Annotated in this window: 24 protein-coding genes; 4 read left to right on the top strand and 20 right to left on the bottom strand. The window is 66.6% G+C overall.

Annotation, left to right across the window (positions count from 1 at the left end):
• Positions 1–249 precede the first annotated feature (249 nt).
• Positions 250–705: a hypothetical protein gene (locus tag J7I85_RS08280; RefSeq protein WP_214849633.1), complete on the top strand. Its 456-nt coding sequence runs from the start codon at positions 250–252 to the stop codon at positions 703–705.
• 2 nt (positions 706–707) lie between these two features.
• Positions 708–1,277 carry a hypothetical protein gene (locus J7I85_RS08275; protein ID WP_214849631.1) on the top strand — a complete coding sequence of 190 codons (570 nt, stop codon included), beginning with the start codon at positions 708–710 and terminating at the stop codon, positions 1,275–1,277.
• Between the two features lie 24 nt (positions 1,278–1,301).
• Here J7I85_RS08275 and J7I85_RS08270 read toward each other — a convergent pair whose 3' ends face one another.
• Both J7I85_RS08270 and J7I85_RS08265 read right to left on the bottom strand, forming a co-directional pair.
• A complete protein-coding gene (locus J7I85_RS08270; RefSeq protein ID WP_214849629.1) occupies positions 1,302–1,664 on the bottom strand; it encodes a zf-TFIIB domain-containing protein in 363 nt (120 codons plus the stop codon).
• A 37-nt stretch (positions 1,665–1,701) separates the two neighbouring features.
• Positions 1,702–2,328: an FMN reductase gene (locus tag J7I85_RS08265; protein WP_214849628.1), complete on the bottom strand. Its 627-nt coding sequence runs from the start codon at positions 2,326–2,328 to the stop codon at positions 1,702–1,704.
• Positions 2,329–2,436: 108 nt separating this feature from the next.
• Here J7I85_RS08265 and J7I85_RS08260 point away from each other — a divergent pair, with 108 nt between their 5' ends.
• Positions 2,437–2,658: a DUF1801 domain-containing protein gene (locus J7I85_RS08260; RefSeq protein WP_251024065.1), complete on the top strand. Its 222-nt coding sequence runs from the start codon at positions 2,437–2,439 to the stop codon at positions 2,656–2,658.
• Positions 2,659–2,783: 125 nt separating this feature from the next.
• On the opposite strand, the gene rplI is transcribed toward J7I85_RS08260, so the two are convergent.
• From rplI to J7I85_RS08235, 5 genes are all read right to left on the bottom strand, one after another.
• Positions 2,784–3,236 (bottom strand): 50S ribosomal protein L9, encoded by a 453-nt coding sequence (rplI, locus tag J7I85_RS08255; protein ID WP_214849626.1) that lies wholly within the window; start codon positions 3,234–3,236, stop codon positions 2,784–2,786.
• Between the two features lie 18 nt (positions 3,237–3,254).
• Positions 3,255–3,494, bottom strand: a complete 240-nt coding sequence (rpsR, locus tag J7I85_RS08250; RefSeq protein WP_003800144.1) for a 30S ribosomal protein S18 — start codon at positions 3,492–3,494, stop codon at positions 3,255–3,257.
• A gap of 130 nt (positions 3,495–3,624) precedes the next feature.
• Entirely contained in the window at positions 3,625–4,200 is a 576-nt protein-coding gene (locus J7I85_RS08245; RefSeq protein ID WP_214849621.1) for a single-stranded DNA-binding protein, read from the bottom strand.
• A 55-nt stretch (positions 4,201–4,255) separates the two neighbouring features.
• A complete protein-coding gene (gene rpsF / locus J7I85_RS08240) occupies positions 4,256–4,561 on the bottom strand; it encodes a 30S ribosomal protein S6 (protein ID WP_003800148.1) in 306 nt (101 codons plus the stop codon).
• Positions 4,562–4,786: 225 nt separating this feature from the next.
• Positions 4,787–7,297, bottom strand: a complete 2,511-nt coding sequence (locus J7I85_RS08235) for a hypothetical protein (protein WP_214849606.1) — start codon at positions 7,295–7,297, stop codon at positions 4,787–4,789.
• A 117-nt stretch (positions 7,298–7,414) separates the two neighbouring features.
• On the opposite strand from J7I85_RS08235, the gene J7I85_RS08230 reads away from it, so the two are divergent.
• Positions 7,415–7,750, top strand: a complete 336-nt coding sequence (locus J7I85_RS08230; protein ID WP_214849597.1) for a YnfA family protein — start codon at positions 7,415–7,417, stop codon at positions 7,748–7,750.
• An 88-nt stretch (positions 7,751–7,838) separates the two neighbouring features.
• Here J7I85_RS08230 and J7I85_RS08225 read toward each other — a convergent pair whose 3' ends face one another.
• The 13 genes from J7I85_RS08225 to J7I85_RS08165 form a co-directional block, all read right to left on the bottom strand.
• Positions 7,839–9,269: an amino acid permease gene (locus J7I85_RS08225; protein WP_214849596.1), complete on the bottom strand. Its 1,431-nt coding sequence runs from the start codon at positions 9,267–9,269 to the stop codon at positions 7,839–7,841.
• Positions 9,270–9,512: 243 nt separating this feature from the next.
• Entirely contained in the window at positions 9,513–10,847 is a 1,335-nt protein-coding gene (locus J7I85_RS08220; protein WP_214849591.1) for a M18 family aminopeptidase, read from the bottom strand.
• 21 nt (positions 10,848–10,868) lie between these two features.
• Positions 10,869–11,804 (bottom strand): intradiol ring-cleavage dioxygenase, encoded by a 936-nt coding sequence (locus J7I85_RS08215; protein ID WP_214849582.1) that lies wholly within the window; start codon positions 11,802–11,804, stop codon positions 10,869–10,871.
• Between the two features lie 82 nt (positions 11,805–11,886).
• Positions 11,887–12,615, bottom strand: a complete 729-nt coding sequence (locus J7I85_RS08210) for a response regulator transcription factor (protein WP_214849577.1) — start codon at positions 12,613–12,615, stop codon at positions 11,887–11,889.
• Between the two features lie 50 nt (positions 12,616–12,665).
• Positions 12,666–14,024 (bottom strand): sensor histidine kinase, encoded by a 1,359-nt coding sequence (locus tag J7I85_RS08205; RefSeq protein ID WP_214849575.1) that lies wholly within the window; start codon positions 14,022–14,024, stop codon positions 12,666–12,668.
• Positions 14,025–14,043: 19 nt separating this feature from the next.
• The gene (locus tag J7I85_RS08200) at positions 14,044–14,922 is read right to left on the bottom strand and encodes an ABC transporter permease (RefSeq protein WP_214849573.1); all 879 of its coding nucleotides are present in this window, start codon (positions 14,920–14,922) and stop codon (positions 14,044–14,046) included.
• A gap of 4 nt (positions 14,923–14,926) precedes the next feature.
• The gene (locus tag J7I85_RS08195; protein WP_214849571.1) at positions 14,927–15,871 is read right to left on the bottom strand and encodes an ABC transporter ATP-binding protein; all 945 of its coding nucleotides are present in this window, start codon (positions 15,869–15,871) and stop codon (positions 14,927–14,929) included.
• Between the two features lie 143 nt (positions 15,872–16,014).
• A complete protein-coding gene (locus J7I85_RS08190) occupies positions 16,015–17,517 on the bottom strand; it encodes a bifunctional phosphatase PAP2/diacylglycerol kinase family protein (RefSeq protein ID WP_214849562.1) in 1,503 nt (500 codons plus the stop codon).
• Positions 17,518–17,580: 63 nt separating this feature from the next.
• Positions 17,581–18,777: an MFS transporter gene (locus tag J7I85_RS08185; protein ID WP_214849555.1), complete on the bottom strand. Its 1,197-nt coding sequence runs from the start codon at positions 18,775–18,777 to the stop codon at positions 17,581–17,583.
• Positions 18,778–18,870: 93 nt separating this feature from the next.
• Entirely contained in the window at positions 18,871–20,553 is a 1,683-nt protein-coding gene (locus tag J7I85_RS08180; RefSeq protein ID WP_214849553.1) for an ABC-F family ATP-binding cassette domain-containing protein, read from the bottom strand.
• A 133-nt stretch (positions 20,554–20,686) separates the two neighbouring features.
• The gene (locus J7I85_RS08175; protein ID WP_214849541.1) at positions 20,687–22,672 is read right to left on the bottom strand and encodes a penicillin-binding transpeptidase domain-containing protein; all 1,986 of its coding nucleotides are present in this window, start codon (positions 22,670–22,672) and stop codon (positions 20,687–20,689) included.
• A 158-nt stretch (positions 22,673–22,830) separates the two neighbouring features.
• The gene (locus J7I85_RS08170; RefSeq protein ID WP_214849538.1) at positions 22,831–24,270 is read right to left on the bottom strand and encodes an NAD(P)/FAD-dependent oxidoreductase; all 1,440 of its coding nucleotides are present in this window, start codon (positions 24,268–24,270) and stop codon (positions 22,831–22,833) included.
• The gene (locus J7I85_RS08165; protein ID WP_214849525.1) at positions 24,263–25,732 is read right to left on the bottom strand and encodes a glycosyltransferase family 87 protein; all 1,470 of its coding nucleotides are present in this window, start codon (positions 25,730–25,732) and stop codon (positions 24,263–24,265) included. The genes J7I85_RS08170 and J7I85_RS08165 overlap by 8 nt, the downstream gene beginning before the upstream one ends.
• Positions 25,733–25,775: the final 43 nt, after the last annotated feature.

Raw genomic sequence — 25,775 nt, 5'->3', positions numbered from 1 at the left:
CTTCATCCACAGCCTTAACCGTCCGCTGGGGATACCGGCCGGTAACTACAGCGGCGGGGGGCGTTTTGGCTCCCTACATTCCCACCTTGTGATTCTGATCACCGGCATATGTCCGGGACCGTCCCCGTATGCATGCCGCGCTGACGAATCATCTCGCTCAGGGTCATGATCGGCATCACGGGCCGGCCCGCACCATGCGCAGCCGGGCATATGCTGTGGATAACGCGGATCTGGCGTTAAGCTCTAGGTATGGGCGACGTTCTGACAGTCTTGATTCCTGCCCTTATCCTCGCCGCAGCCCTCTGGGCTCTCGCTACGGCACTGAAGCCGCGTGACGGGGGCATGTCCGACGCGGACCGCTACCAGCTGGATCTGGCAAGGCGTTCCCAAGCCCACTACGCTGCCCAGGTTCAGGCAGCGATGGCGGCCCGGGCACGCCTGGAGGCTGCGGCCCTGCCAAGCCAGAACCGGCAACAGCAGATCCAGCAGCATGACCATCGACAGGCACTTCCGCCTGGCCACGCCGACTACCCGCACGGCTCGTACCCTGCGGCACTTGCGACCGGGACCACACTGAACCCGCAGCTGGCGCTGGAGCTGCAGACATTGGTGCGCAACGGTCAGAAGCTCCAGGCCATAAGGCTTTTGCGCCAGGCCACCCATTCCAACCTTTTGACCGCCAAGCGATATGTAGATCGGCTGTAACCATGGAATCGCTCCTGATCCCCTTCCTGATCCTCGTGGCTGTGGCTGTGGCTGTGGCCCTCACAGCACGCGCGTTGGGCCGCCGCCGGCGGACGGTCAGGGAGCCGGCCAAACCGCCGACGGAGTCCGCAGAGCTGGCAAGGGAAGCCGCAGCCAAGCTGTCCGAGGATGAACACCGGCGGCTGTACGCGCTCATCGCCCAGGGCCAGGCCATGGCAGCGATCAAGCTGTACTACGAGGCGTCAGGGCAGGGTTTGCGCGCATCGCGGGACGCGGTGGCCGCTCTGGCAGCCCACCCGCAGCCTTTCCGCTCCTCACCGGCCCAGGAATCGAGCGAACCCGAGGACGACGACGAGCCCCCGCAGCGGTTCCCGTACCGGTACCGGGCCATTGCCAGCAAAGGCGATGTCACCCGGGAGGTCAGCAGCAACATGCTCAATGACGAGATCTACGGCCGCATCCGCACGCTCGCTAAGAGCGGCAACATCGAAGCCGCAGCCACCGCGCTGACCCGGCACTCGGACATCACCATGAAGCAGGCCCGCGAATTCATCGCTCTGCTGGACGACTAATTACCGCTGGCTGCCCGGAGCCATTCAGAAGTCGAACAGATCCCCCAGCCAGCCTTCCTCCTTCTTGTGGTGGCGGCGGTCATGGTCGCGGTCGTATCCCTTGCCGTAGTTCCGGTCGTCGTAGCGCGGCTGGTCACGCCGCGCTTCGTCACGCCGCGGCTCGTCACGCCGCGGCTCGAAGTTGCGGTACAGCGGCGGAGGTGCCGTGCCGGGCGACGCCGGAGCAGGGGGAACGGGTGCCGCAGGCGCCCCGGCGTTGATGCGGTCGATGATTTTGTCCAGTTCGCCGCGGTCCAGCCACACACCCCGGCATTGCGGGCAGTAGTCAATTTCCACGCCGCTGCGTTCGCTCATGACCAGGTCTGAAGAATCAATGGGACATTTCATGTCCGGCACAACGAGCGGGTGCTGCGATTAGTTCGCGTTACCGCCCGCCTGAGATCCCGGCCAGCAGCTGTTCAAAGGGCAGTGACTCCAGCAGGGCCGGTTTGCGGCCCGGCTGGCCCCCTTCCAAAAGCTGGCTGAACTCGGCCGCCGCCCGTTCGATCCGCACCGAAAGGGGGGTTCCGCCGTCGTCCGTGTTTCCCCAGTCCTGGGGGCCGGCGAAGACGGCCGTGGCGGCGGTCCGCGTGCGGAGGTAGCTGAAGAGCGGGCGCATGGCGTGGTCGAGCACCATCTGGTGGCGGTCCGTGCCGCCGGTGGCCCCCAGGAGGGCCGCTTTGCCGTCCAGGGACTTGGGGTCGAGGACGTCAATGAAGGACTTGAACAGCCCGCTGTAGGACGCGCTGAACACCGGTGAAACCGCAATGATGCCGTCAGAGGCCTCGACGCCGGCGATCACCTCTGCCAGCCGGGGCGGGGCAAAACCCGTGACGAAGTTGTTGGCGATGTCCACGGCCAGATCGCGGAGCTCCACGACGTCGGTGGTCACCTCGTAGCCGGCGCCAGCCAGCTCCCGTGTGGCGGCGGCGGCCAGCTGATCGGCCAGCAGGCGGGTCGATGACGGCACTCCCAGTCCGGCGGACAGAACGGTAATGCGGCGGGTCTCCATGACGGTCTCCTCTGATTGGCCCTGTATATGCATTTGCATCTACTCGGTCAACCGGGCAGGTCCGTTCTTTATTCCGCCTACCCGCAAACCGCCCAATACACTGCGTCCATGGCGGAAAACAGGGGGTTTTCTCCCCGCAAAGCCAGCCTCTCGCTGTACGGCCTGACGAATGCGCCGGAGTCGGCCGCGCTCCTCGACCGTCTGGGAAAGCACAAGACCGGCGCCGGCTGCCTCTATATCAACAAGCTGGCCGACGTCGAGGAAGCCGTGCTCGCCGAGCTGATCGGCACCGGCCACCGCTACTGCACCACGGTCCTGCACGGCCTGTAGGCGGCCGGCCGCAAGCCGCCGTTAACAACGACGAAGCCCCCGCCGTCGGCTTCCCGGAGGAGTCCGACGGCGGGGGCCGTCAGCAGTTCAGGACTGCGGAGTGATCCGGCGAACGCCGGGATCTACTACTTGCCTGCGACTACGTCGAGTTCGATCACAGCGGCAACGTCGTCGTGCAGACGGACGTTGGCCTGGTAGGAACCAACCGACTTGATGTGAGCCGGCAGTTCAACCTTGCGCTTGTCGATTTTGCCAAGGCCAGCGGCCTCAACAGCATCGGCGACGTCGGCCTGCTTGACGGTGCCGAACAGGCGTCCGCTTTCGCCGGCCTTGACGACCAGCTTGACCGGCTTGGCGGAGAGTGCAGCGGCCTGCTTCTGAGCATCTTCCAGGGAAGCGTGCGCGCGGGCGGCACGGGCAGCCTTGATGGACTCAACCTGCTTCTCGCCACCCTTCGACCAGGTCAGGGCGAAACCGCGGGGCAGCAGGAAGTTACGTGCGTAACCGTCCTTGACCTCGACAACGTCGCCAGCAGCACCGAGACCGGTTACTTCGTGGGTCAGAATGAGCTTTGCCATGTTAGTTAATCCCTTTCCTTAGCCCCGGCCAGCGCCGGAGTAGGGCAGCAGGGCAACTTCGCGGGCGTTCTTGATTGCCTGGGCGATCTTGCGCTGCTCCTGCACCGTAACGCCAGTGACGCGACGGGCGCGGATCTTTCCGCGGTCGGAGATGAACTTGCGCAGCAATGCTACGTCCTTGTAGTCGATGACTGTGATGTCAGCGGCCTTCAAGGGGTTGGACTTTGGTTTGGGCTTACGGAGTTCAGCCTTAGCCATCGTGGAGCTCCTATTCTAGGGAGCCCGTGAATCATGATCCACGGGATGGTGGTGGTCCGACCGCGGCGTGCGCTTAACGTGCCATATGGAACGCTGTGGCGGATGCTGCGCCGGACCTTTGTTTTGTTGTTTAGAAGGGAGGTTCGGAATCCGGGCCGTTGCCCCAGCCGCCGCCCGCATTACTGACTCCGGGCGTGGCCCAGGGGTCTTCCTGCGCTGCGGGCTGGTTGCCGCCCCAGTTTCCTCCGGTGTTGCCGCCCTGGTTTCCACCCTGGCCGCCACCGAATCCACCGCTGTTGCCGCCGCTGTTGCCGCCGCCGAAACCGCCCTGGCCGCCGGAACGTTGGGTGCGGTTGACTTTGGCGTTGGCGTAACGCAGGCTCGGGCCGATTTCGTCGACTTCGAGCTCGATAACGGTGCGCTTCTCGCCCTCTTTTGTTTCGTAGGAACGGCTCTTCAGGCGGCCGGAAACAATCACGCGGGTGCCCTTGGTGAGGGACTCGGCGACGTTCTCTGCTGCCTCGCGCCAGACCGAAGCGCGGAGGAACAGGGTTTCCCCGTCCTTCCACTCATTGGACTGGCGGTCGAAGGTGCGAGGCGTGGACGCGATGGTGAAGTTCGCTACTGCCGAACCTGACGGTGTGAACCTCAGTTCGGGGTCATTGGTGAGATTACCGATGACCGTAATAGTGGTTTCGCCTGCCATCTACTGCCTCCTTGTTCGTTCCTGCGGTGTAAAGAATGAAAGTTGCGAGCTGAAATTATTCAGCAACAACTTTCTGCTCTTCGGGGCGGATGATCTTGGTGCGCATGATGGTCTCGTTGAGACCCAGCTGGCGGTCAAGTTCCTTGGCGGTAGCCGGCGTCGCGGTGAAGTTCACCACGGCGTAGATACCCTCGGACTTCTTCTTGATGTCGTAAGCCAGACGGCGACGGCCCCAGATGTCAACCTTTTCGATGGTTCCACCATCGTTGGTGATGACGTTCAGGAACTTCTGAAGCGACGGCTCTACGGTACGCTCTTCGACCTCGGGGTCGATGATTACCATCAATTCGTAAGGACGCATATGTGAACCCACCTCCTTTGGGCTAAGCGGTTACGGTATTTCCGTAACAGGAGGTTCATTTGCGATGCCGTGCACGCCTTTTTCCAAAAAATGGGTCAGGGCGCAGCACAGACTTCACTATCTTAGTGCATCGGGGAGGAGTTCCGCGATTCGGACAGCCCCAACGCTACTGGCCCCCAATGCCGCGCCGGAAGTGGCAGCCCGGCTATGTGGAAAACCGCGGCGTCAGAAGCGCGAAAGACTCACCAGCACCTTGTCCGACTCGACCGAGACGTTGCCTCTGACATAGAACTGCACCTGGTCGGTCTCCTTCTCCCACTCGGGGTTCGTCTTGCTGAAGGAGGCATTCCTCTCATAGCTCACCGTGGCCTCGCCGGCCTTACCCCCGCTGAGGCGCCAAGTGCCGTCAAACGACCGGCTAAGCCCGTAGTCGGGATCCGCGGTGATCGACCACTTAACGTTCCGGACATCGCCGAAGGCAAACCGTGAGAACGGGCATCCCTCCGGTTCAATGTCCGTGGATTTCTCGCACGCGGCAAGGGCAGTGGCCACCTGGCGGGACGTTTCCGCCACAAGCGCATCCGAGGCCTTCACCGTGAGCCTGGCAGTCCCGGGCGCCTGCGGCAGCGACCCGCCCGAGACCACCACCTGCTGGTCCTCGGCTGAGAGGTACTTCTCGCTGTCGGGAAGACCTACCGAATAGGACCCGGGAAACGCCGGGAGACTGATGTTTGTGCCGAAAGCAGTGGCCTCATTCTGGCCCGCGGCGACAGGTACTCCGTTGACCGAGACGGCCGCCAGGGGAACATCGGCGGAAACAGTGACCTGCTGCAGAGGGAACGCCTCAAGTTTCCAGTGGTCGTCCAGAAGCTCGGGCTGGTTCTTGACGAGGGCGAACGTCTGCTCGTACTTGCGCCCTCCCTGCCTCAGTTCGGCACGAACCTGCGCCGACTCACCGGAAATCCTGGTGGAAATTATCGAGAAGCCCTCAATGCGGTTCGCCGCGGCGCCGAGAACCTCATTGGTCAGGAGGGTCCGCTCCTCATTGGGCACGTCGGGATCCAGAATTTCCAAGGCTTTCCGCGCATCGCCGTCCACGAGTGCCTGGGCGTAGTCCTTCACCGGCTGGTCCGGGCCGGGCTTGACCGCATTGATTGTCACCACCGAACCCACTGCGAGCACCATGACCGCACCAACGACGGCGGCTGACACCAGCAGGCGCTTCCTGCCCTTGGCCGTAAGCTGCCGTTCAGCAGGAGCGGGTGCCGCAGGACCGGCTACACCCGGCCGGCTTTCCGTAGTCGGCTGCATCTCCCCAGCCGCGCCGCCTGCTGCCGGGCCTGGGTAGGCGGCTCCCGCATAGCCCTGGGGCCTGGCGGGCAGGACACGGAGCAGGCGCTGCAGCCTGGCCGGCACGACAGCCACCAGGTAGGGCGCCAGAAAGCGTGCCGAAATCTCAACCAGCAGCCCCCAGCCGAGGAAGACGGCCGGCGACCACCACGCAGGCGCCAGGACGTACTGACCAGCAGCGAGTCCCGGTGCATCAAAGGCTGCCCGCACCGTCAGGAGAGGCAGCAGCAGCAGCCCCAATACGAGGAACCCGGCGGGCACGGGCGCCCACGACCGGAGGTCCCCGTTGGAAACCGGTCCCCTGCGCAGCAGAACGCAAAGGCCGGAAATGACCGCGCAGACCAATGCCAGTGCCAGCGCCGCCCACGCAGCGACCGCGGCATCCGTTCCTGCTGCGTCAGCACCGAAACCGTAAATTGTCTGGTCCTCGTTCCGGCTCTGCTGTGCTCCGAAAATCGCCGTCGTTTCTGACAGCATGTGGAGGCCTCCGAGGTGGCCGGCTACAAGGCCGTAACCGGCCGCGTTGCCCACCAGCAGCGGACCGGACAACAGGGCGGCCCAGCCGCCGGAGACGGCCGCAGTGATCCATGCCGCGGGAATGGCGATGACCGAAAAAACTGCCGCGTGCACAGCGACGACGGCCAGCGACAGGTTCAGTTCTCCGCCAAGGAGTGGTGTACCAGCGGATGCCGTACGCCGCGAATATATGGCAGCCCGCGACAGCGCAGACAGCCCGGCACCGAGAAGGAAGGCGACCAAAACAGACCATCCGCCGGCTGCTGAGATGGGGTCTACGTTGAATCCGCCCGTGGCGGGGAAACGGACGGCAGCGGCCGCGGCCACACCGTTGACCAGCAGTGCGAAAACCGCGCCGCTGACTGCGGACTGAAGCAGGAGCTGCGGCCGGCCAGCGGATGGAAACCGCAGCTCGGCCAAACGGCTGGCCAGATAGATGCCCACAGCGCTGACCAGCAGCACCGCCAACGGGACCGCATAGAGGTGGCCCTCACCCCGGACGGACCCAAGAAATGGCACCACACCTGCGACGGCTATACCCACGCTGCCAAAATGCGCCATGGCCACCAACTGGGCGGTTAGCTGGCCCAGCTGGGACCAGGCGTCCGGTGCCTGCTCCGTGGCAATTGCTCCGCCCAGTGCCGGAATCGGGTTGCCTTGGCTGGCGGCAATGCCTGCGAGGGACAGCAGTACGGTTGCGAGGCTGAACAGGTACACCGTGGCGTAGGAGGCAGCGGCGGCGGCAGCGCCGGTCCAAAGCAGGCGGAAATCGAAGAATGAATTGCCCGGTTGTGGGCCGGAAGGTGTTCCAGGTTGATGCGCCGGAAGGTCGGGCACGGCGGGCGCGGAAACAGGTGGCTGTTGCGACATTTTCCCCAGATTTCTGTCGGACTCTCACTGATGCTGTGAATCTAGGGGGAATCGGGCGGCGGCGCCAGTCATATGACTCGGCGCTGTGGACAACTCCCGGCGCGGAATACTGGAGCAATGACGATCCTGAAATCCGTGCTCCTTTTCACCTTGGCTGCCGTTGCGGAGATCGGCGGAGCCTGGCTGATCTGGCAGGCCGTGCGGGAGGACAAGGCGTGGTGGTGGGCCGGACTCGGAATCGTGGCGCTGGGGCTCTACGGCTTTGTTGCCGCCTTCCAGCCCGATGCCCATTTCGGCCGGGTCCTGGCAGCGTACGGCGGGGTCTTCATCGTCGGCTCCCTGGCATGGGGCATGCTGCTGGACGGCTTCCGGCCCGACCGCTGGGACCTCATCGGTGCCGCCGTCTGCCTCGTTGGCGTTGCCGTCATCATGTTCGCCCCCAGGCAGGGCTGACCCCCAAACAGAGACATCCGCCCGGTCAGGCCGTGAACGGCCAACCGGGCGGATGGTTCTTCAGAGTGCGCAGAGTGTGGAGGCGTGATTACGACGCCGGGCCGGACCCCACGCCCGCATCCGCGGTTTCGAGGGACGTTCCGGAGGCTGCCGGCACCCCAGCCCGGCCCGGACCGCCCTTGCGGTAGCGCCAGACGCCGATGCCGACCACCAAGGCGGCCAGGGCCACGGAGAGCAGGAGCGACTCGCGGGTGGAATCCAGGATCACCATGCCGATGATCAGCGCCACGATGCTGCCGATCGCCAGCCACGTGAGGTAGGGGAAGAACCACATCTTCAGCGACAGGTCCTTGGCCGCGGCCCCCATCCGGCGGCGCAGCACCAGCTGGGACGCGGCAATGACCAGCCAGACAAACAGCGCGATGGCGCCGGAGGTGTTCACCAGGAACAGGAAGACCGTGTCCGGGGCGATGTAATTCAGTCCCACGGTGATGAAGCCGACCACGGTGGAGGCCAGCACCGCTGCGGCGGGTACGCCACGCTTGGAGATGCGGGTCCAGGACTTCGGGGCGTCACCGCGCTGCGAGAGCGAGAACAGCATGCGGCTGGCCGTGTAGAGGCCCGAGTTCAGGCAGGACAGCACCGAGGTCAGCACCACGACGTCCATGATGGTTCCCGCGCCGGGGATGCCGAACAGCTCGATGACCGCGACATACGGGCTTTTGGCCACGTTGGCGGAGTTCCAGGGGAGCAGCGTGACAACAATCGCGATGGAGCCGATGTAGAAGACAAGGATGCGCCAGACGGTGGACTTCACGGCCTTCTTGACCGCTTCAACCGGGTTTTCGGATTCACCGGCGGCGATGGTGGCGATCTCCGCCCCGAAGAACGCGAAGACCACCACGAGGATTCCGGCCAGGACGGCTCCCGGGCCGTTGGGCAGGAAACCTCCGTTGCCCGTGAGGTTGCTCAGGCCGGGCGCCGGAACGCCCGGAACCAGGCCGAGGATTGCCGCCACGCCGAAAAGGAGGAACAGGATGATGGCCGTGACCTTGATGGAGGCGAACCAGAACTCGAACTCCCCGTAGGACTTCACCGAGCCCAGGTTGGTCAGCGTGAGCAGGATCATGAGCGCCAGGGCCCAGACCCACTGGTCGATGCCGGGCACCCAGCGGTGCATGATCGCGGCACCGGCCGTGGCCTCGATGCCCAGCACGATGATCCAGAACCACGCGTAGAGCCAGCCGATGCTGAAGCCGGCCCAGCGGCCCAGTGCCTTGTCTGCATAGGTGGAGAAGGATCCGGTTTCGGGGTTCGCGGCCGCCATCTCGCCAAGCATCCGCATGACGAGGATGACGACGATGCCTGCGGCCATGTAGGCCAGCAGGATGCCGGGACCGGCCTGCTGGATGGCCGCGCCGGAGCCGACGAACAGGCCGGCGCCGATGACGCCCGCAATGGCGATCATGGACAGGTGCCGGGGCTTTAGGGATTTCGACAGTTGTTGGTCAGCGTGCATGGCTGCGCCATCCTCGTTTTGATTGCAGGTTTTGGGCGGTGGCCGGGCGGCAAAGGCTGGAGGCTGTGCCGGGGACCACACTGTGCGTTTCACACTAAGGGAGCCAGGGGCTGGTCCGGGCTGTGCAAAGATACAGTTTACGGCGACCGAAAAGAGGCACCTTTCCAACCGCGCACCCAACAGGGCAGCAAAGGTTGCCTGGGAGGCACTTTTGTAACGGCGCGGAAATGTGTCCCGTGTTCGCTAGGCGTGTGCCGCGGCTCCGAAGAACAGCTCAGTCACCCGGGCAAGGCGGTGCGGATCCTCGACGCCGCAGAGTTCCCTGGCCGAGTGCATCGACAGCAGGGGAACACCCACGTCCACGGTCCTGACACCCAGCCGGGTAGCCGTCAGCGGGCCAATGGTGGAGCCGCACGGCATCACGTTGTTGGAGACAAACTCCTGGAACGGGACCCCGGCCTCGCCGCACAGCCGTGCCCAGAGTGCAGCCCCGGCGGCGTCGGTGGCGTACCGCTGGTTTGCGTTGATCTTCAGCAGCGGCCCGCCGTTGAGGACAGGGCGGTTGACCGGGTCGTGCCGTTCGGCATAGTTGGGGTGGACGGCGTGGCCGGCATCCGCGGATACACAGAACGACGCCGCGAACGCCTGCCGCCGCTGGCTCGCCGAGGCGCCCAGCCCGTCCGAGATCCGGACCAGAATGTCTTCAAGCACCGGCCCGCAGGCCCCGGACCGGGACGCCGAACCGATTTCCTCGTGGTCGAAGGCGGCGAGCACCGCAATCGGTGCGGTCTGGCCGGAAGCGTCCGGGCCGCCGTCGGAAGCGTCAGCGTGCGCGATCAGCGCCGTGATGCCTGCGTGCGTCGCGGAGAGGTTGTCCAGGCGTCCGGAGGCGAAGAACTCACTCCTGACCCCGAAAACCGCAGGCGGCTGCGTGTCCGCGATGACGACGTCGTACCCGCCGATCTTGGCCGGATCGACCGGCGAGCCCTCGCCGGACACCCGCTCGGCCAGTACCGCCAGCAGGTCCTCTCCGCCAGGATCGCCGAGCCCGAACACCGGGTTCATGTGCTGCTGCTTGTCGAGGGTGAGGCCTTCATTCACGGCGCGGTCCAGGTGGATGGCCAGCTGCGGAAAGCGCAGCAGCGGGCCGGTGGCGGTCAGGTGCTGCGTGCCGTCGAGCATCACGAGGCGCCCGGCCAGCTGCAGTTCCCGGTCCAGCCACGAGTTCAGCAGCGGTCCGCCGTAGACCTCGACGCCGGCCTGGAGCCAGCCGAAGCGGCCAGTGGTCGGCTTGGGCTTGAGCTTGAACGACGGCGAATCCGTGTGGGCGCCCAGGATGTTGAAGCCGGTGGTGGGCCCGGCATCCCCGGGCGTGACCCAGGCGATGAGCGCACCGTCCCGGATGACGTAGAACTTCCCTGCCGTGGCATCCCAGGGCTGCAGCTCGTCCAGGCCGGTGAACCCCGCCTCCGCCAGGCGCCGGGCGCCTTCGTGCGCGGCATGAAAGCTCGACGGCGAGGCGCTGACGTAGTCGCCCAGGTCCCGGATGTGCTCTGCGGCGGAGGAATGGAGAGGCATGGCTCCGAGTCTAGCGTTGCCCTAGATGGTGACGTTGAGCCCTGCCGTGTAGCCGCCGGAGACGGCACCGGACATGGTGGCCAGCTGGTAGATGCCGCCGTCCTCGCCGAACACGTTGTCCGATTGCAGCGTGGTGTTGGGGAAATTCCGGGCGCTGGTTTCGTAGCCCGCGGAGCCGTAGACCTCCCGGCAGGCGGCGTCGGTCAGGGCGATCTGCGAGACAGCAAGCACCTGCCCGGCTGCCGTGGCGTTGTTCATGGACTCGAACACCTCGAAGTGGATGTGCGGCCAGCGGCCGTTGTAGGCGCCGGGATAGATGGTCTTGAAGCTGACCTGGCCGTTGGCGTCCGCCTCCTGCACGCCGCGCAGGAAGTTCTCGTTTTCCAGCCCCGAATCGTAGAGCGAGTACCGCCCCTCCTTGTCGCAGTGCCAGGCATAGACGGCCGCACCGGCCAGCGGGACGCAGCCGTTGGCGTTGTCGAGCAGGGTCAGCGTCACGGTCAGCGGCACGCCGTCCGCTTTCGTGGTGGACGTTCCGAAGCTTGAGGTGATGTCCTGCCGCACCACACCGGAGGCTTCCAGGACGTTCGGTCCGTTGGATCCGTCGCCCGGGTACGGCCCGGCCGTCTCCTGCGGAATCTCCACGCCGCACTCGGCGATCGCCCGGGTCACGGTGGCGGAAGCCGAGGCGGTAGCGGAAGCTGCCGGCGCCGTCGTCGTTGTGGTGCCCGAAGCAGTGGCGGTGGCGGTTGCGCTGGCGGAAGCCGACGACGGCGATCCCGACGGCCCGCCGGGCGTGCAGGCTGCAAGCGCGGCCACCGTGCCGGCGCCGAGGAATATGCCCAGCGAACGTCGCGACATCAGGGTGGAAAGATCGAATTCGAGCCCGCGGTCATGGTTGGGATGCGGCTCGTGCTGTGGCTGCTGTCCGCCGGGGATGCGGAATGCGGTTGTCATGGCACCATCCAACTCCAGCGGGCTATGGCCTGCATAGGGGCTCCCTGTGCCGAAGCTGTGCCTGTTTCACCGAATAGCCAGTTCAGTAGTCGGGGTTGCTCGGGGTCACCAGGCCTGTTTCGTACGCGTACACCACGGCCTGGACGCGGTCGCGGAGGTGCAGCTTGGTCAGGATCCGCCGCACGTGGGTCTTCACGGTGGCCTCGGACAGGAAATAGCGGTGAGCGATCTCCGCATTGGACAGCCCCTCGGACATCGCTTCCAGCATCTCGGTTTCCCGGGGCGTCAGGTCCTCCAGCAGCGGGTCGCGCGGAGCAGGAGCCGCGGCCGGCGGGGCCGCCGTTCCCGGACCATCCGACGCGGCGGCGGGGCCGGCCCCGCGGACATAGGTTTCAAGTAGCCGCTGCGTGACCCGGGGCGCCACAACGGCGTCCCCGCTCGCCACCACACGCACGGCCTGGACGAGTTCAGCAGGTGCCACATCCTTGAGCAGAAAGGCCGAGGCGCCGGCCTGGAGACCGGCGAAGGCGTACTCGTCCAGGTCGAAGGTGGTCAGGATGATGATCCTGGCACGCGAGCCTGAACCGATGATGGCGCGGGTGGCCTCAATCCCGTCGAGCGTGGGCATCCGGACGTCCATGAGCACGACGTCGGGATCGAGGTGGCCCACCTGGCGGACGGCGTCGGCCCCGTCGGAGGCCTCGCCCACCACCTCGAGGCCGTCCTCACCCTCCAGGATGAGCCGGAAACCCATCCGCAGCAGCGGCTGGTCGTCCGCCAGCAGGACCCGGAGGCGTCCGGACTCGTTCATTTTGTTCCCCCATTTGCAGTTCTCCAAGTTGCCGTCCCGCATCCTGCCGGTCAGCGTGCTGCCGGCGTGGCACGGGTCCGCATATTGCCGTTCAGCGTGCCGCCGTTTAGTGCCAGGACAGCCCGCACGCGCCAACCGCCGCCGGCGGCCGGGCCTGCCTCCACCGTACCGCCGTAGATTCCGGCGCGTTCCTTCATCCCCGTCAGGCCCTGTCCCGTTCCGAGCGGCGCGGCAGCAAGGGCGCCGCCGGGGCTGCCCCCGCCGAGCGGGCCTGCGTCAACGGTGCCCCGGCCGTCGTCGAGCACTTCAATAGTGACCGTGGAATCCTCGCGCACCACCAGCACGTCCACCCGGCTCAGCGCCCGGCCATAGCGCAGCACGTTAGTCAGCGATTCCTGCACGATCCGGTACACGGTCAGCTGCAAGGCCACGTCCTCCGGCAGCGCCGGGCCGGTGTGCGAGTAATGGACCGGAAGTCCCGCGGTCCGGAAGCCGTCCAGCAGCTTCCCAAGGCTGGCGCCGTCCGCGGGCGGCTCACGGGGCGCCTGGCCGGCGGACGCGTCATCCCGCAGGACCCCGAGCACCCGGCGCATGTCCGCCAGGGCGGTGCGGCCGGTCCTGGACAGTTCCGCCAGGACCTCCGCTGCGCGTTCCGGATCCCTGCGGACCACGACGGCCGCACCGTCGGACAGGGCCACCATGACAGTCAGCGAGTGGGCCACGACGTCGTGCATCTCCCGGGCAATCCTGTTGCGTTCTTTGACCGACCCCAGGCGGGCGGCCTGGGCCGCCCACGCTGCAGTTTCCTGCTCGTGCTCTCGCCGCTGCCGGACGGAAATGCCGATTCCGGTGGCGATGATGTTGGAGAATGCGATGCTGGTTCCCGCCGCAATGCTTGTCACGAGCCGGAACTCCTCGGGTGAGGCGGGAGTTCTGGGCAGTTCCCGCTCGAGCGGGCCCACCGCGGCGAGGAAGTACAGCAGTGCCAGCGGTGTTGAGGCCACGGCCATCGTGACCAGGGCAAAGCGGCGCGTGTGCACCACGGCCACGGCGTAGAGCGAGAACCACAGCCCTGCCGACACGTTCGATCCCCACGGATGAAGCAGGGTCACGCCAACCTCGGCCGCCGCAATGAACACCACCACGGCTACCGGGCGCCGGCGCCGCAGGAACAGGGACAGCGCAACGGTGGCAAGCAGCCCCACCGCGGCCCACCTGCCCGCATTCACGGCGTCGATCACGGTGGGCGCCACCAGCACCGCATAGCAGGCGACCACCACGGCATCCATGACCCGCGGACGCCGGTACAGGTAGCGCCGGACCCGGCCCCGCCGTCGGGCAGCAAGCTCGGCGAAGGACGCGTCAGCCGGGGTGGCTGGCGCGTCCTTTCCGGAAACAGCATCAATCATGGGCAGACCCTGGGCGCGGCTAGACGTCCCGTTTCTTCAGCAGGATCATGGCCAGGACCACCGGCACCACCACCCAGGCGCCCAGCACGAGGGCCGCCTGCCAGACCTCGAGCGTGTCCGGGACGTGCTCCACGGCGGTCAGCGGGGTGATCGTGTTTCCGGGGAGGTACTTTCGTGCCTCCTCGAAGAAGTCGCCCGGAATGAGCTGGAACGCGATCGGTGCTACGAAGAACAGGCCCACGAGGGCCATGATGCCGCCGGCGGAATTCCGCAGCAGCGTACCGAGTGCCATGCCGATTGCGGCCACCGCGGCCACATAGGCGCTGGTGACGAGCAGCAGCTTGACCGACTGCGGGCTTGCAAGGTCCAGCTTGAGGCCGAAGTTGTCCAGGATCGGCACCGACACCAGGCCGGCAATGTAGGTGGACACCGCCGTCAGGACAAAGGCGCTGACCACGACCACCACAAGTTTCGCGATGAATGCGGGGAGCCGCTTGGGCACCGCCGCGAAGGTCGAACGGGCCATGCCGGTGGTGAACTCCGAGCTCATAAGCAGGACGCCCAGTGAGCCCAGGATCAGCTGCGCGAATGCCGCGCCGGAGGTGGGGACCGTGACGGCGAGGTCGCCGCCCTGTGCCGCGATGGCTTCGGCTGCCCCGGGGTCGGAGCCGGCCTGGTCCGCGAACTGTCCTGTTCCCCAGGCGGACAGGGCACCGAAGCCAACCATGACGACGGCCGTCGAGGCGAGCAGGATCACCGTGGACAGGAGCGTGCGGAACTTGATGAATTCCGAATTCAGGACCCGGAAGAAGCTTGGGCCAGGCCCCGGGCTTGCTGCATTGCGGTTGGCGGCGCCGCCGGGAGCGGTGGCAGGCTGGGTGGAAGTCGATGTGCTCATGGCGTCAGTTGCCTCCGGACTGGGCGGAAACCGGGGCTCCCGTGGTGATCAGCGAGTGGTATTCGACCTCGTCCTTGGTCAGCTCCATGTAGGCCTCTTCAAGGCTCGCCTGGAGCGGGGTGAGTTCGTAGATCAGAACCTGATTGTCCAGGGCGCTGCGGGCGATCTGGCGGGGATCAAGGCCTGTGACCTCAAGGAGTTCGTGGTCCTGCAGCTCCACCGCGACCCCTGTTCCGGCAAGTACGTGCATGAGCCGGTCGGGCTGATCGGAGCGAACCCGGGTTCGGCTCTGCCCCTTGCCCGTGATGATGTCCTTGATGGGGGCGTCGGCGATGATCTTTCCGCGGCCGATCACGATCAGGTGGTCGGCAGTGAGGGCCATCTCACTCATGAGGTGGCTGGACAGGAACACCGTGCGCCCCTCGGAGGCCAGGTACTTCACGAGGTTCCGCACCCAGACCACGCCTTCCGGATCGAGGCCGTTGACGGGTTCGTCCAAAATGATGGTCTGCGGGTCGCCCAGGAGGGCCGCGGCGATGCCCAGCCGCTGGCCCATGCCAAGGGAGAAGCCCTTGACCTTTTTCCGGGCCACGTCCGCGAGGCCTGTCATATCAATGACCTCGTGCACCCGCTTCCGTGGGATGCTGTGTGTGGCGGCCATGGCCAGCAGGTGGTTGTACGCTGAGCGGCTGGTGTGGACTGCCTTGGCGTCGAGCAGCGCCCCGATTTCCCGCATCGGTGCCGCGTGCCGGGCGAACGGGACACCGTTGACGGTGACCGTTCCCGCCGTCGGGGTGTCCAGGCCCATGATCATGCGCATGGTGGTTGACTTGCCGGCCCCATTGGGTCCCAGGAAGCCGGTGACCTGGCCGGCTTGGACGGTGAAACTGACGCCGCCGACGGCGGTTTTGTCGCCGTAGACCTTTGTCAGGCCTTCTGCCTCAATCATGGAAGCTTTCCTTTGCATAGCTGCTGGCGTGCTGTCTGGTGTGCACGTTCCACGCTACCTACGCCGCCTGCCGAATTCGCCGGTCTCAGGGATGATTCAGGGGCTAATCAGGGTTTCCGGGCGTCATCCGGTGGGATGAGGCCTCAACTGTCTTCACTGGGTGAGTAGTAGCGCAGGGCGGCCCGCTTCAGGCTGAACTCAACGGCCCGGACGCCGGGCATGGCTTCGCCGTCCACCGCAAGCACCATGGGGGCCGTGCCGCACTCCACGCGCACACGGGTGGCTTCGGCGAGGTGGGTAATCCGGGACGTGGCTACCGTGCCGGTCAGCACGGACCACAGCATGCGCAGCCGCGCGAACGACTCGTCGGCGGTCATCATCCTGATGTCAAGCACGCCGTCGTCCAGCACCGGCCGGACGAGCGGGGCGTGGTCCCGCGGGTAGTAGCGGCCGCGGCCCAGGTACATGATCCAGAGCCGGTGCCGGACGCCATTGACGATCAGCGTGATCGGTTTCTCCACGGCGAAGGTACGGAACATCGCCACGACACCGGCGAGCGGCTTCCCCAGGGTGGGCTGCAGCTGTTCACGGCGCCGCACCAGGTTCGGGTACAGTCCGATGCTCGCGGTGTTGAGCATGATGAGCTCCACCTTTTCCGGATCGTCCGCGAGACCGCGTTCAACAGCGACGGCGCCCACGTCGGCCAGCGCCGCTTCACCGCTCTCCGCGGCGGCTGCCGCCTCCACCAAGGAGGGCGTGCCGACGTCCCGGGCGAAGTGGTTGAGGGTTCCGCCGGCCAGCACCAGCAATGGAAGATGATGCTCGACGGCGGCTGCGGCGGCAGTGCCCACAGTTCCGTCCCCGCCCCACACTCCGAGTGCGCGGATGCCCGGAATGGTGGCTGCCTCCGCCATCCGCTGGGCTAGATCGTCCTCGGGTGCCATGAGAGTTATATGCGCAAGCGGGAATACTTTCTTCAGGGCTGCTGCAGTTTCCTCGGTAAATGAGCCACCCAGGGTGTTCACCACGATACTCAGGCCCTCGCCTCGAGAGACTTTGGCCGCCTCCACTCGCCGCCTGGAGGTAGCCGGCATGGGTGGCCGGACAGGCCACCACTTCCTCGTCACGAGGGCCGCGCCGGCCCCGATCGCGGAACCAAACAGCACATCCGAAGGCCAGTGGGCGCCTGTATGCACTCTGGAGTACGCAACGGCCGCGGCCACGGGGGCCACGACTGCTCCCAATGCCGGCTGCACCATTCCGGTGCCCAAGGCGAACGCCACCGCTGAGGCCGAGTGGCCCGACGGCATGGACGAACTGGTGGGCTGGGGATGGACGAAGCGGAAGACCGGCAGATGCTCAGGCAGCGGCCGGGCGCGGGGAAGCAGGGTCTTGAAAACGAGGTTCGTCACGGCGGACGCCACACCCTGTGCCAGCAACCCATGGACCGCTGCGCGCCTGGTCCGTCCCGGAATGGCAGCAGCCACGGCCGCTACGCCAAACCAGAGCTTTCCTTTGTTGGCCGAAGCCGAGAGCCGCCGGAAAAATGTGTCATGGTGTCCGCCCGGAAAGCCGGAAACGGCCCGCATCAGCGTGCGGTCGAGGGCGGCGACCCAGCCGGGTCCGCGGCGCAGCATTCGTCGCATTTCCCCACCCTACCGCCCGGTACAAGGGTGTGTTCGCGTTACGGGAGATTTCTTCCCGGACGATCATTCCCTGACGGGAAGGGGTTTGGCGGCGCCGGCGAGCAGCAGGGCGACCAGGATGGGCACACCGATGGCCAGCAGTGCCAGGTGGATTCCGGTCAGGTCCCCCAGGTAGCCCAGCAGCGGCGGACCGGCCAGGAAGGCGACGTAGCCGATGGTGGAAACCACCGACACCCTGGCCGCCGCGTGCCGCGGATCATCCGCCGCTGCCGACATTCCCATCGGGAACGCCAAGGCAGCCCCCACTCCCCACAGCGCTGCGCCAACAGCAGCCAGCCAGAGGTTCCCAGCGAACACGAACAGGCTTAGGCCGGCCGCGGCGGCAGCCATGCTTCCCCGGAGCACTGCCACCCGGCCGTACTTGTCGATGACAGTGCCGCCAAAGAAGCGCATGGCGGTCATGGCCAGCACGAAGAGTGCGAAAAGGAGGGCGCCGGTCGACTCGGAGGTTCCCAGACCGTCCACGGCCGCCTTCGCGATCCAGTCGTTGCCCGCACCCTCGGTCAGGGTGGCACCGAGGACCACCACGCCTATCAGCAGGGTGCGGCCGTCCCGCCACGCCGAGGGTCCGCGGGCCGCCTTGGCTTCGCCGTCGGCGGGTTGTTCGGGAGCGGTGTGGGGGAGGAAGTAGCGGGGGACCACGAACGTCAGCACCGCCACCGAGGCGGCGATGACCAGCAGGTGCTGGGGAAGGCCCACACCCAGACCGGACAGGCCTGCCCCGATCAGGGCGCCCACGAAGGCGCCGCCGCTGAAGGCCGCATGGAACTTGGGCATCACGGTCTTGCGGAGCCGGTGCTCGACGTCGGCCCCCTCAACATTCTGGGACACATCCCACAACCCGATCCCGATGCCGAAGAAGAAGAGCGAAGCGGCGGTGCCGGGCACCGACTCGGCGAGCAGCGACGCAGCGATTCCCACACCCGCCAGCGCGGCAAGGAAGCCGCTGGCCCGGACAGTGTTGGCGGTGCCGATGCGGGTGATGACGTGTCCGGCGGTGGGAAGCGCGATCAGCGAGCCTACGGCGGTGCACAGCAACAGCGTTCCCATCTGCCCGGACGAGATCCCCAGGATCTCCGTGACAGCCGGAATGCGGGCTGCCCAGCTCGCAAAGACCAGGCCGTTCGCGCCGAAAATAATGAACGTGGCCAGGGCGGCGGCGGAGACCTGCCGGCCGGCAAGCTGCTGGGTTGAGGTCATTCGACAACTCTAGTGCCGCCGCCGGTGGAGCCTGCCCGGCTGGTTGAGCTTGTCGAAACCTTATCTCGACAGATCAACCACCGACCGGCTCAATCAGCGGGCGCGCTCCACTCGCTTTTCGTCCCAGACGGGTTCGGCGGACTCGTACACCTTGCCGTCGGAGCCGAAGACCAGGAAGCGGTCGAAGGTGCGGGCGAACCAGCGGTCGTGGGTGACGGCCAGGACTGTGCCCTCGAAGTGGTCGATGGCCCGCTCCAGCGCCTCGGCCGAGTGCAGGTCGAGGTTGTCGGTGGGCTCATCCAGCAGGAGCAGCGTGGCACCGGAAAGCTGCAGCAGCAGGATCTGGAACCGTGCCTGCTGACCGCCGGAGAGCGACTCGTACTTTTGCTCCGACTGTCCTGCAAGGCCATAGCCGTCGAGCGCCCCGGCGGCGGCTTCACGGCCGAGCCCGGAGCGGTGCTCGTCCCCGCGGTGCAGGATTTCGAGCAGGGTGCGGTTCATCAGGTCGGGCCGGACGTGGGTCTGCGCGAAGAACCCGGGACGGATACGGGCGCCAAGCTTCACGGTGCCCTCGTGGGGCACTTCGGCGATTTCGACGTCGGACACCGGGAGATGTTCCCGCTCCGGATCGGTGCCGCCGGTGGCGAGCAGCCGCAGGAAGTGCGACTTGCCGGAGCCGTTCGAGCCCAGCACGCCCACCCGGTCCCCGAACCAGATCTCGGTAGAGAAGGCCTTCATGAGGTCGGTCAGCTCCAGCTTTTCGGCCACGATGGCGCGTTTGGCGGTGCGGCCGCCCTTGAGCCGCATCTGGACGTTCTGCTCGATCGGCAGGGCTTCCGGCGGCCCGACCTCAAGGAACTTGGCCAGCCGGGTCTGGGCTGCGTGGTAGCGGTTGGCCATGTCCGAGCGGAAGGCTGCCTTGTTCTTGTACATGTTGACGAGTTCCTTGAGCTTCGCGTGCTCCTCGTCCCAGCGCTTGCGCAGCTCCTCGAAGCGCGCGTTACGGTCCGCCCGTGCCTCGACGTAAGACCCGAAGCCGCCGCCATGGATCCACGCTCCGGCCCCGTTGATGCCCGGCTCGAGCGTGACGATGCGGCCGGCGGCGTTGTTCAGCAGCTCCCGGTCGTGGCTGATGAAGAAGACGGTTTTCTTCGATTCGTTGAGCTTGTCCTCGAGCCAGCGCTTGCCAGGGACGTCGAGGTAGTTGTCCGGTTCGTCGAGGAGCAGGAGTTCGTCGGGACCGGCGAAGAGCGCCTCCAGCACCAGCCGCTTCTGCTCGCCGCCGGACAGCGTGGAAGCGCGGCGGTGCTGGGCGCGGTCAAAGGGAAGGCCCAGAGCGGCCATGCACACCTCGTCCCAGACCGTCTCGACGTCGTACCCGCCGGCGTCTCCCCAGTCCACGATCGCCTGGGCGTACCGCATCTGGGTGGGCTCGTCGTCGTGCTCCATCATGGCGAGCTCGGCCTCATCCACGGCGCGGGCCGCGTCCGCCAGCGCCGGAGGTGCGGCGGATACGAGGAGGTCGCGGACCGTGGAGTCGTCCCGGACCTGCCCCACAAACTGCCGCATGATGCCCATGTTTCCGGAGCGGCCGATTACACCTTCATCCGGTGTCAGGTCACCGGCGATGATGCGGAACAGGGTGGTTTTGCCCGTTCCGTTGGGTCCGATGAGCGCCGTCTTGGTGCCATCCGGGACCTTGAAGGTCACCCCGTTGAGCAGCTGGGTGCCATCGGAGAGGAAGTAGTCAATGCCGGAAACGTCAATATGGGCCACCGGGCAATTCTCCCATGCCCCGCCCGACGGAGTTTTTGTACAGCTATCGTCCCCACATGCGCCCTCAAGTCGCGACAAGTGGACAAAACTCGAGCGTGATGGGTGGGAGCGTGCCGGGCGTCAGCGCGATGCGTTAGCCGGCGGCCGTCAGGAACTTCTTCAGCAGCGGGCCGGAGGTGGTGGCGCCGAGCCCGCCGTCCTCAACGAACACGGCAACCGCCAGGTCCCCGTGCACGGCGATGATCCAGGCGTGGGTCTTGGGCGGGTTGGCGTTGCCGAACTCGGCGGTTCCCGTTTTGGCACCCACGGGTTCGCCGGGCACGTCGGCCAGGAATCCGGCGTGGCCGGAGGTCACCACTGCACGCATCATGTCTGAGAGGGCCGCGGCCTCCGCTTTGGTGACGGGTGTCTGGGCAGTCTTGGCTGGGGCTTCCGCTGTGACGGTCGACGACGGGGCGGAACCTTCCGCCGTCGGCGCCGGGCTGGCCGATGACGTTGCGGGAGCCGTCTCCTGCACCAGGACCGGGGACACGGGCGAGCCCTTCGCCACCGAGCCTGCCATCACGGCTGCTGACAGCGGGGACATCAGCACCCGGCCCTGGCCGATCATGGCTGCCGCATGTTCGGTCCCTTCGGCCTCCCCGGGAACGGAGCCAAGAAACGCCTCGGCGCCCAGCTTCGGCGCCTCCACTGCTACCCCGAGGGAGGTGGCGGCCGATTCCAGCTGGGCCTGGGTGACCTTGTCCCGGGCGGCAATGAAGGCGGTGTTGCAGGAGTGGGCGAAGGCGTCACGCAGGGTCACGGATCCGAGGGAGTCCTTGGGATAGCCCTCGGCGTTCTTGAATTTCCTGCCGTCGACGGTGAGCGTGGGCGTGCATTCGACAGTGGAATCGGGGGTGGCTCCGTTGCGGATCATGGCGAGGGAGTCCACCACCTTAAAGGTGGATCCCGGCGCGTACTGGCCGAGCATGGCGGTGTTGTAGCCGTTGCTTCCGGGTCCGGACGCGGCGGCCAGAACCGCCCCCGTGGACGGCCGGAGCGCCACGATGGCGGACGCCGGCTTGATGTCGGCAAGGGTGTCCTCGGCGAGCTGCTGCAGCTTCGTGTCGAGGGTTGTCTGCAACGGCGTGCCGGGAACACCCTGCACCTCAAAGACGGTGCGCCGCGGGTCCGTGGGGGCGGCCTGAATCTCTTCCCGGGTCAGATCGGCGCGCTGCACACGGACGACGGTGCCGTCCGTGCCGCGGAGCTGGGCGTCGTACTGCTGCTGGAGTCCGCCGGTGCCGATGACGTCACCGGCGGTCAGGGTGCCGTTGGACTTTTCAATCTGCTCTGCGCTGGCTTCGCCCACTGTGCCAAGGACAGCCCGGGCGAAGTTCCGCGTCGGTGCCAGCGGCAGTTCGTCCGGGATGGCCCGCCCACCGGGGATGGCCTCGATCTCTGCGTCGGTCACGGCGCGGTCGCTGGTGTTGCGCAGGGTGATGGCCGGAACGAACGCTTCCGCACCGGATGCCGCCACCTGCTGCACGTAGCCCGCGGAATCCACGCCCACCAGCTTGGCGAGCTTGGTGGCTGAATCTGCGGCATCGGCGCCGCGCAGCTGGGGCTTGTCGATGCCAACTTTAATCACAGCGCGCAGCGTAACGAGCTTCTGGTTGCCGGCACCGAGAATGTCGGCGCGCGGGGACGATTGGGTGGCCTTGCTGAGAATCTCCCCTTCGGCCAGGTTCGGGACCAGTAGCCCGGGCGACCAGACAGTAAGCCACTTGTCGCCGGATTTCCGCAGGTCGGCCGAGACGGTGTACTTCCACTCGCCGGTGGAAATCTTCCAGCTGTAGTTCAGCGGGATCCGGGCGGTGTCCCCGTCGAGCGCCAGCTCGCCCGCTTCGACGGAGGGCTTGGCCGGCGCCAGCGCCTTGAAGACCTGGTTGAGCTGGTCGTTGGCCACTGCTGAGTCGCGGCCGTCAAAGGCAACCGGGCGGAGGTCGAGGCCGGCGACGGCGGAGGCCAGTTGCTTCGCCGCGGCTTCCGCGCCGCCGCGGCCGTCGTCGCAGGCCACCAGTGAGCCGCTGAGTATGAGACCGGCAAGGACAAGTGCAAGTTTTTTAGTGTTCCCCACTGCGTTATTATCCCCCGGCGGCTGCCCCGTGCCAGCCACGCCACAGTTGCGCCGCAACCCCGCCCCGCTTCAGCGCATGAACACGGTCATTTGCGGCCCCGTGCGCCCGCTGTCAGCGGGGCTCAAGTCTCCGTTCGCGCCCAAGGGAGGAGCGCCGGCTACACGCCGAGGACCGGGACGTCCAATCCAAATATGTCCTTGAGCGCGTGTTTCGCCGCGTGGAACCCGGACATGCCGGTGACGCCGGGTCCGGGCGGCGTCGAGGAGGAGCACAGATATACACCACGCGCGGGAGTTCGCCATGGAACGGGGGAGACGACCGGCCGCTGGATCAGGCCGCGGGGGTCCAGGAGGCCGGCGCTGAAGTCGCCGCCCACGTAGTTCTCGTTGTAGGCGGCCAGTTCGGCCGCCGTCGTGACCTTGTGCCGCACCACCAGGTCACGGAACCCGGGTGCGAAGCGCTCCAGCTGGTCCATGACGGCCTGGCCCATGTCCACCGTGGACCCCGCTGGCACATGGCAGTAGGTCCAGAGGATGTGCCTGCCCTCCGGCGCGCGGCTTGGGTCAACCACGGATGGCTGCGAGACCAGGACGTAGGGCCGCTCCGGGTGCCGGCCCTGGGACACGGCGTTCTCCGCTTCGGTCATCTCCGCCCGTGTGCCGCCCACGTGCACCGTTCCGGCCCCTGCCAATCCTGCAGCGGTCCACGGCACGGGCCCGGACAGAATGAAGTCCACCTTGCACGCGCCGTTGCCGAACCGGAAGGACTCCAGCGCGCGCCGGTAGGAGGCGGGCAGGCGGCTGCCTGCGATGCGTGAGAGGGCAGGAGGCGCCACGTCCAGCAGCACTGCTTTCGCCGGTTCCAGCTCCGCCAGCGACGTGACGCGGAAACCCGTCTGCAGCACGCCCCCATGGGCCTCGACGTCCGTGGCCATCGCTTCGGCGATCGCAGACGATCCGCCCACCGGGATGGGCCAGCCCCCGCTGTGCGCCAAAGCGTTGAGCAATAAGCCGGCCCCCGCCCCGGACAGTGACGGCAGGCGCCCCACGACGTGGGCGGCCACACCGCTGACCAGGGCAGGTGCCCTATCCTCCCGGAACCGTAAATTCCACGTCGGCGATCCCTGCTCAAGGGTCCGCAGTCCCAGGACGGCGGCGGCCAGCGGGTGGCCGGGAACCCTCAGCAACTGGTCCGACGTGGTTTGTACAATGCCGTCAATGTGCCGCACCAGCGGAGCGATGAGCCTGCGGTAGGCCCGGCCGTCCCGGCCCAGCTCGTCGGCGGTCCGGTCGAGCGACCGGTACGCCAGGGCCGACCTGCCACCGTCCAGCGGGGACCCAAACTGCACCGGCGGAAGCTGAAGGTCCACCCGCCGCGGCAGTTCGAACGCCCGGAAAAAGGGCGAGGCCAGTGCCATGGGGTGAACGGCCGAGCAGACATCGTGCCAGTGCCTCTCCTCAATGACTTGGGACGTCCGGGATCCCCCGCCGAGCTGGTCCGCGGCCTCATATACGTGCACCTTGAGTCCCGCCCGCGCCATGACGACGGCGGCGGCGAGGCCATTAGGTCCGGAACCAACGACGGCGACGTCAGGCATCTCGGGCGACCGTCCGCCACGGGACCAGGGACGCGGAGGGCCGGAGCAGGTCGATCCGCAGGCTGTCCGGGGCGTTGTCGAAGGGACCGCCGTGTGGATCGTCCATGGCGTGCCGCCGGATGGGATCGTAGCGGGGGTCCCAGATGTCCCAGGCGACCCGCAGCATGAGATATGCAGTTGCAAGCATATGGGCAGCGACGGCCAGGACGTAGTACGGCATGTCGATGTTGTGCTGTGAGACGCCGCCGCTGGTCACTTGGCCAAGATACATCCAGATGGCCGCCCAGTGCAGCCCCTCGATGCCTTGCCAGATCAGGAAATCCCGCCACTTCGGCCGGGCGAGGGCCAGCAGCGGCACCAGCCAAAGGACGAACTGGGGCGAGTAGACCTTGTTGGTGAGGATGAATGCCGCCACGATCAGGAAGGTCAGCTGCGCAATCCGTGGCCGCTGCGGGGCGGTGAGCGCCAGGACCGCAATGAGGACGCAGGCCAGCACGAACACGTTGAGGGCCAGCGTGTTGATGGCCTCCGGAGTGAGGAGCGTCCAGCGCACCCGCCCGGCGACCAGGTTGTACGCAAACCAAGGCGAGCTGTAGCCGGCGGGACGGTCCTGCGTGAACTCGAAGAAGTACTTCCAGCCGGCCGGGTCCCGCGCGGCAATGGGCAGATTGACGGCGAGCCACGCCGCGGCGGCAGATGCTGCCGGGATAAGGAAGGCACGGATCTTCCCGGTGCGCAGGGCCAGCAGGAAAATGGCGCCGAAAACCAGGACGGGATAGAGCTTGGTGGCAGTGCCCAGGCCGATCAGGAGGCCGGCCAGGACCAGCTTCTCCCGGGACAGGAAGTACATGCCGAGGGCCAGCATGGCCACGGCCCACATGTCCCAGTTGATCACTCCGGCCAGGACGATGCCCGGTGCGAGGGCCACCATGGCTGCGTCCCAGGGCCGTCGGCGGGCCATACGGGCCGTGGCCAGCACGGTGACAATCCAGACGGCGGCAATCAGGGTCGCGTTGACATCGAAGTAACCGAGAATCCGGGAGTCGGTGACTCCCTCGCCCGGCACCAGGCGGGCCGTGATGCCGGCAATCAGGCCCATCAGGACCGGATACTCGAAAAGGACATCCGGAGTGAAAAACGGAAAGGCTCCATCGCCCAGGCCCCGGTTGCGGAACAGCTCCGGGAAGTCCGAATAGCAGGTCGCGTAGAACTGCGACGGCGTCTCCCAGCCATTCACCCGGCAGTAGTCCTTGACGGCGATGGCAGCGAGGGCGGCGAGCACGGTCAGGATGATCAGCACGCGTTCCACTGTGAAGAAGCCGGGCGCGACCACCCCCGGGGCAGACCGCTGGCCCAGGGGCCCGCCGATTAGCTCGGTGAAATTGCGCAGGAGCCGGTCGCTGCGGCTCGGCACCACCAGGCGCGCGAGCTTTCGATCGGGCGGCGGCTGTGTCTCCTGCATGGTCTCGAGCTTACCCACGTTAAAAGGCGAGAGCCCGCGCGTA

This window comes from Arthrobacter sp. ISL-65 (assembly GCF_018613795.1).
Classification (GTDB): Bacteria; Actinomycetota; Actinomycetes; order Actinomycetales; family Micrococcaceae; genus Arthrobacter.
Note: the sequence above shows the minus strand (reverse complement) of the source record. Positions and strands in the feature narration are given on the sequence as shown.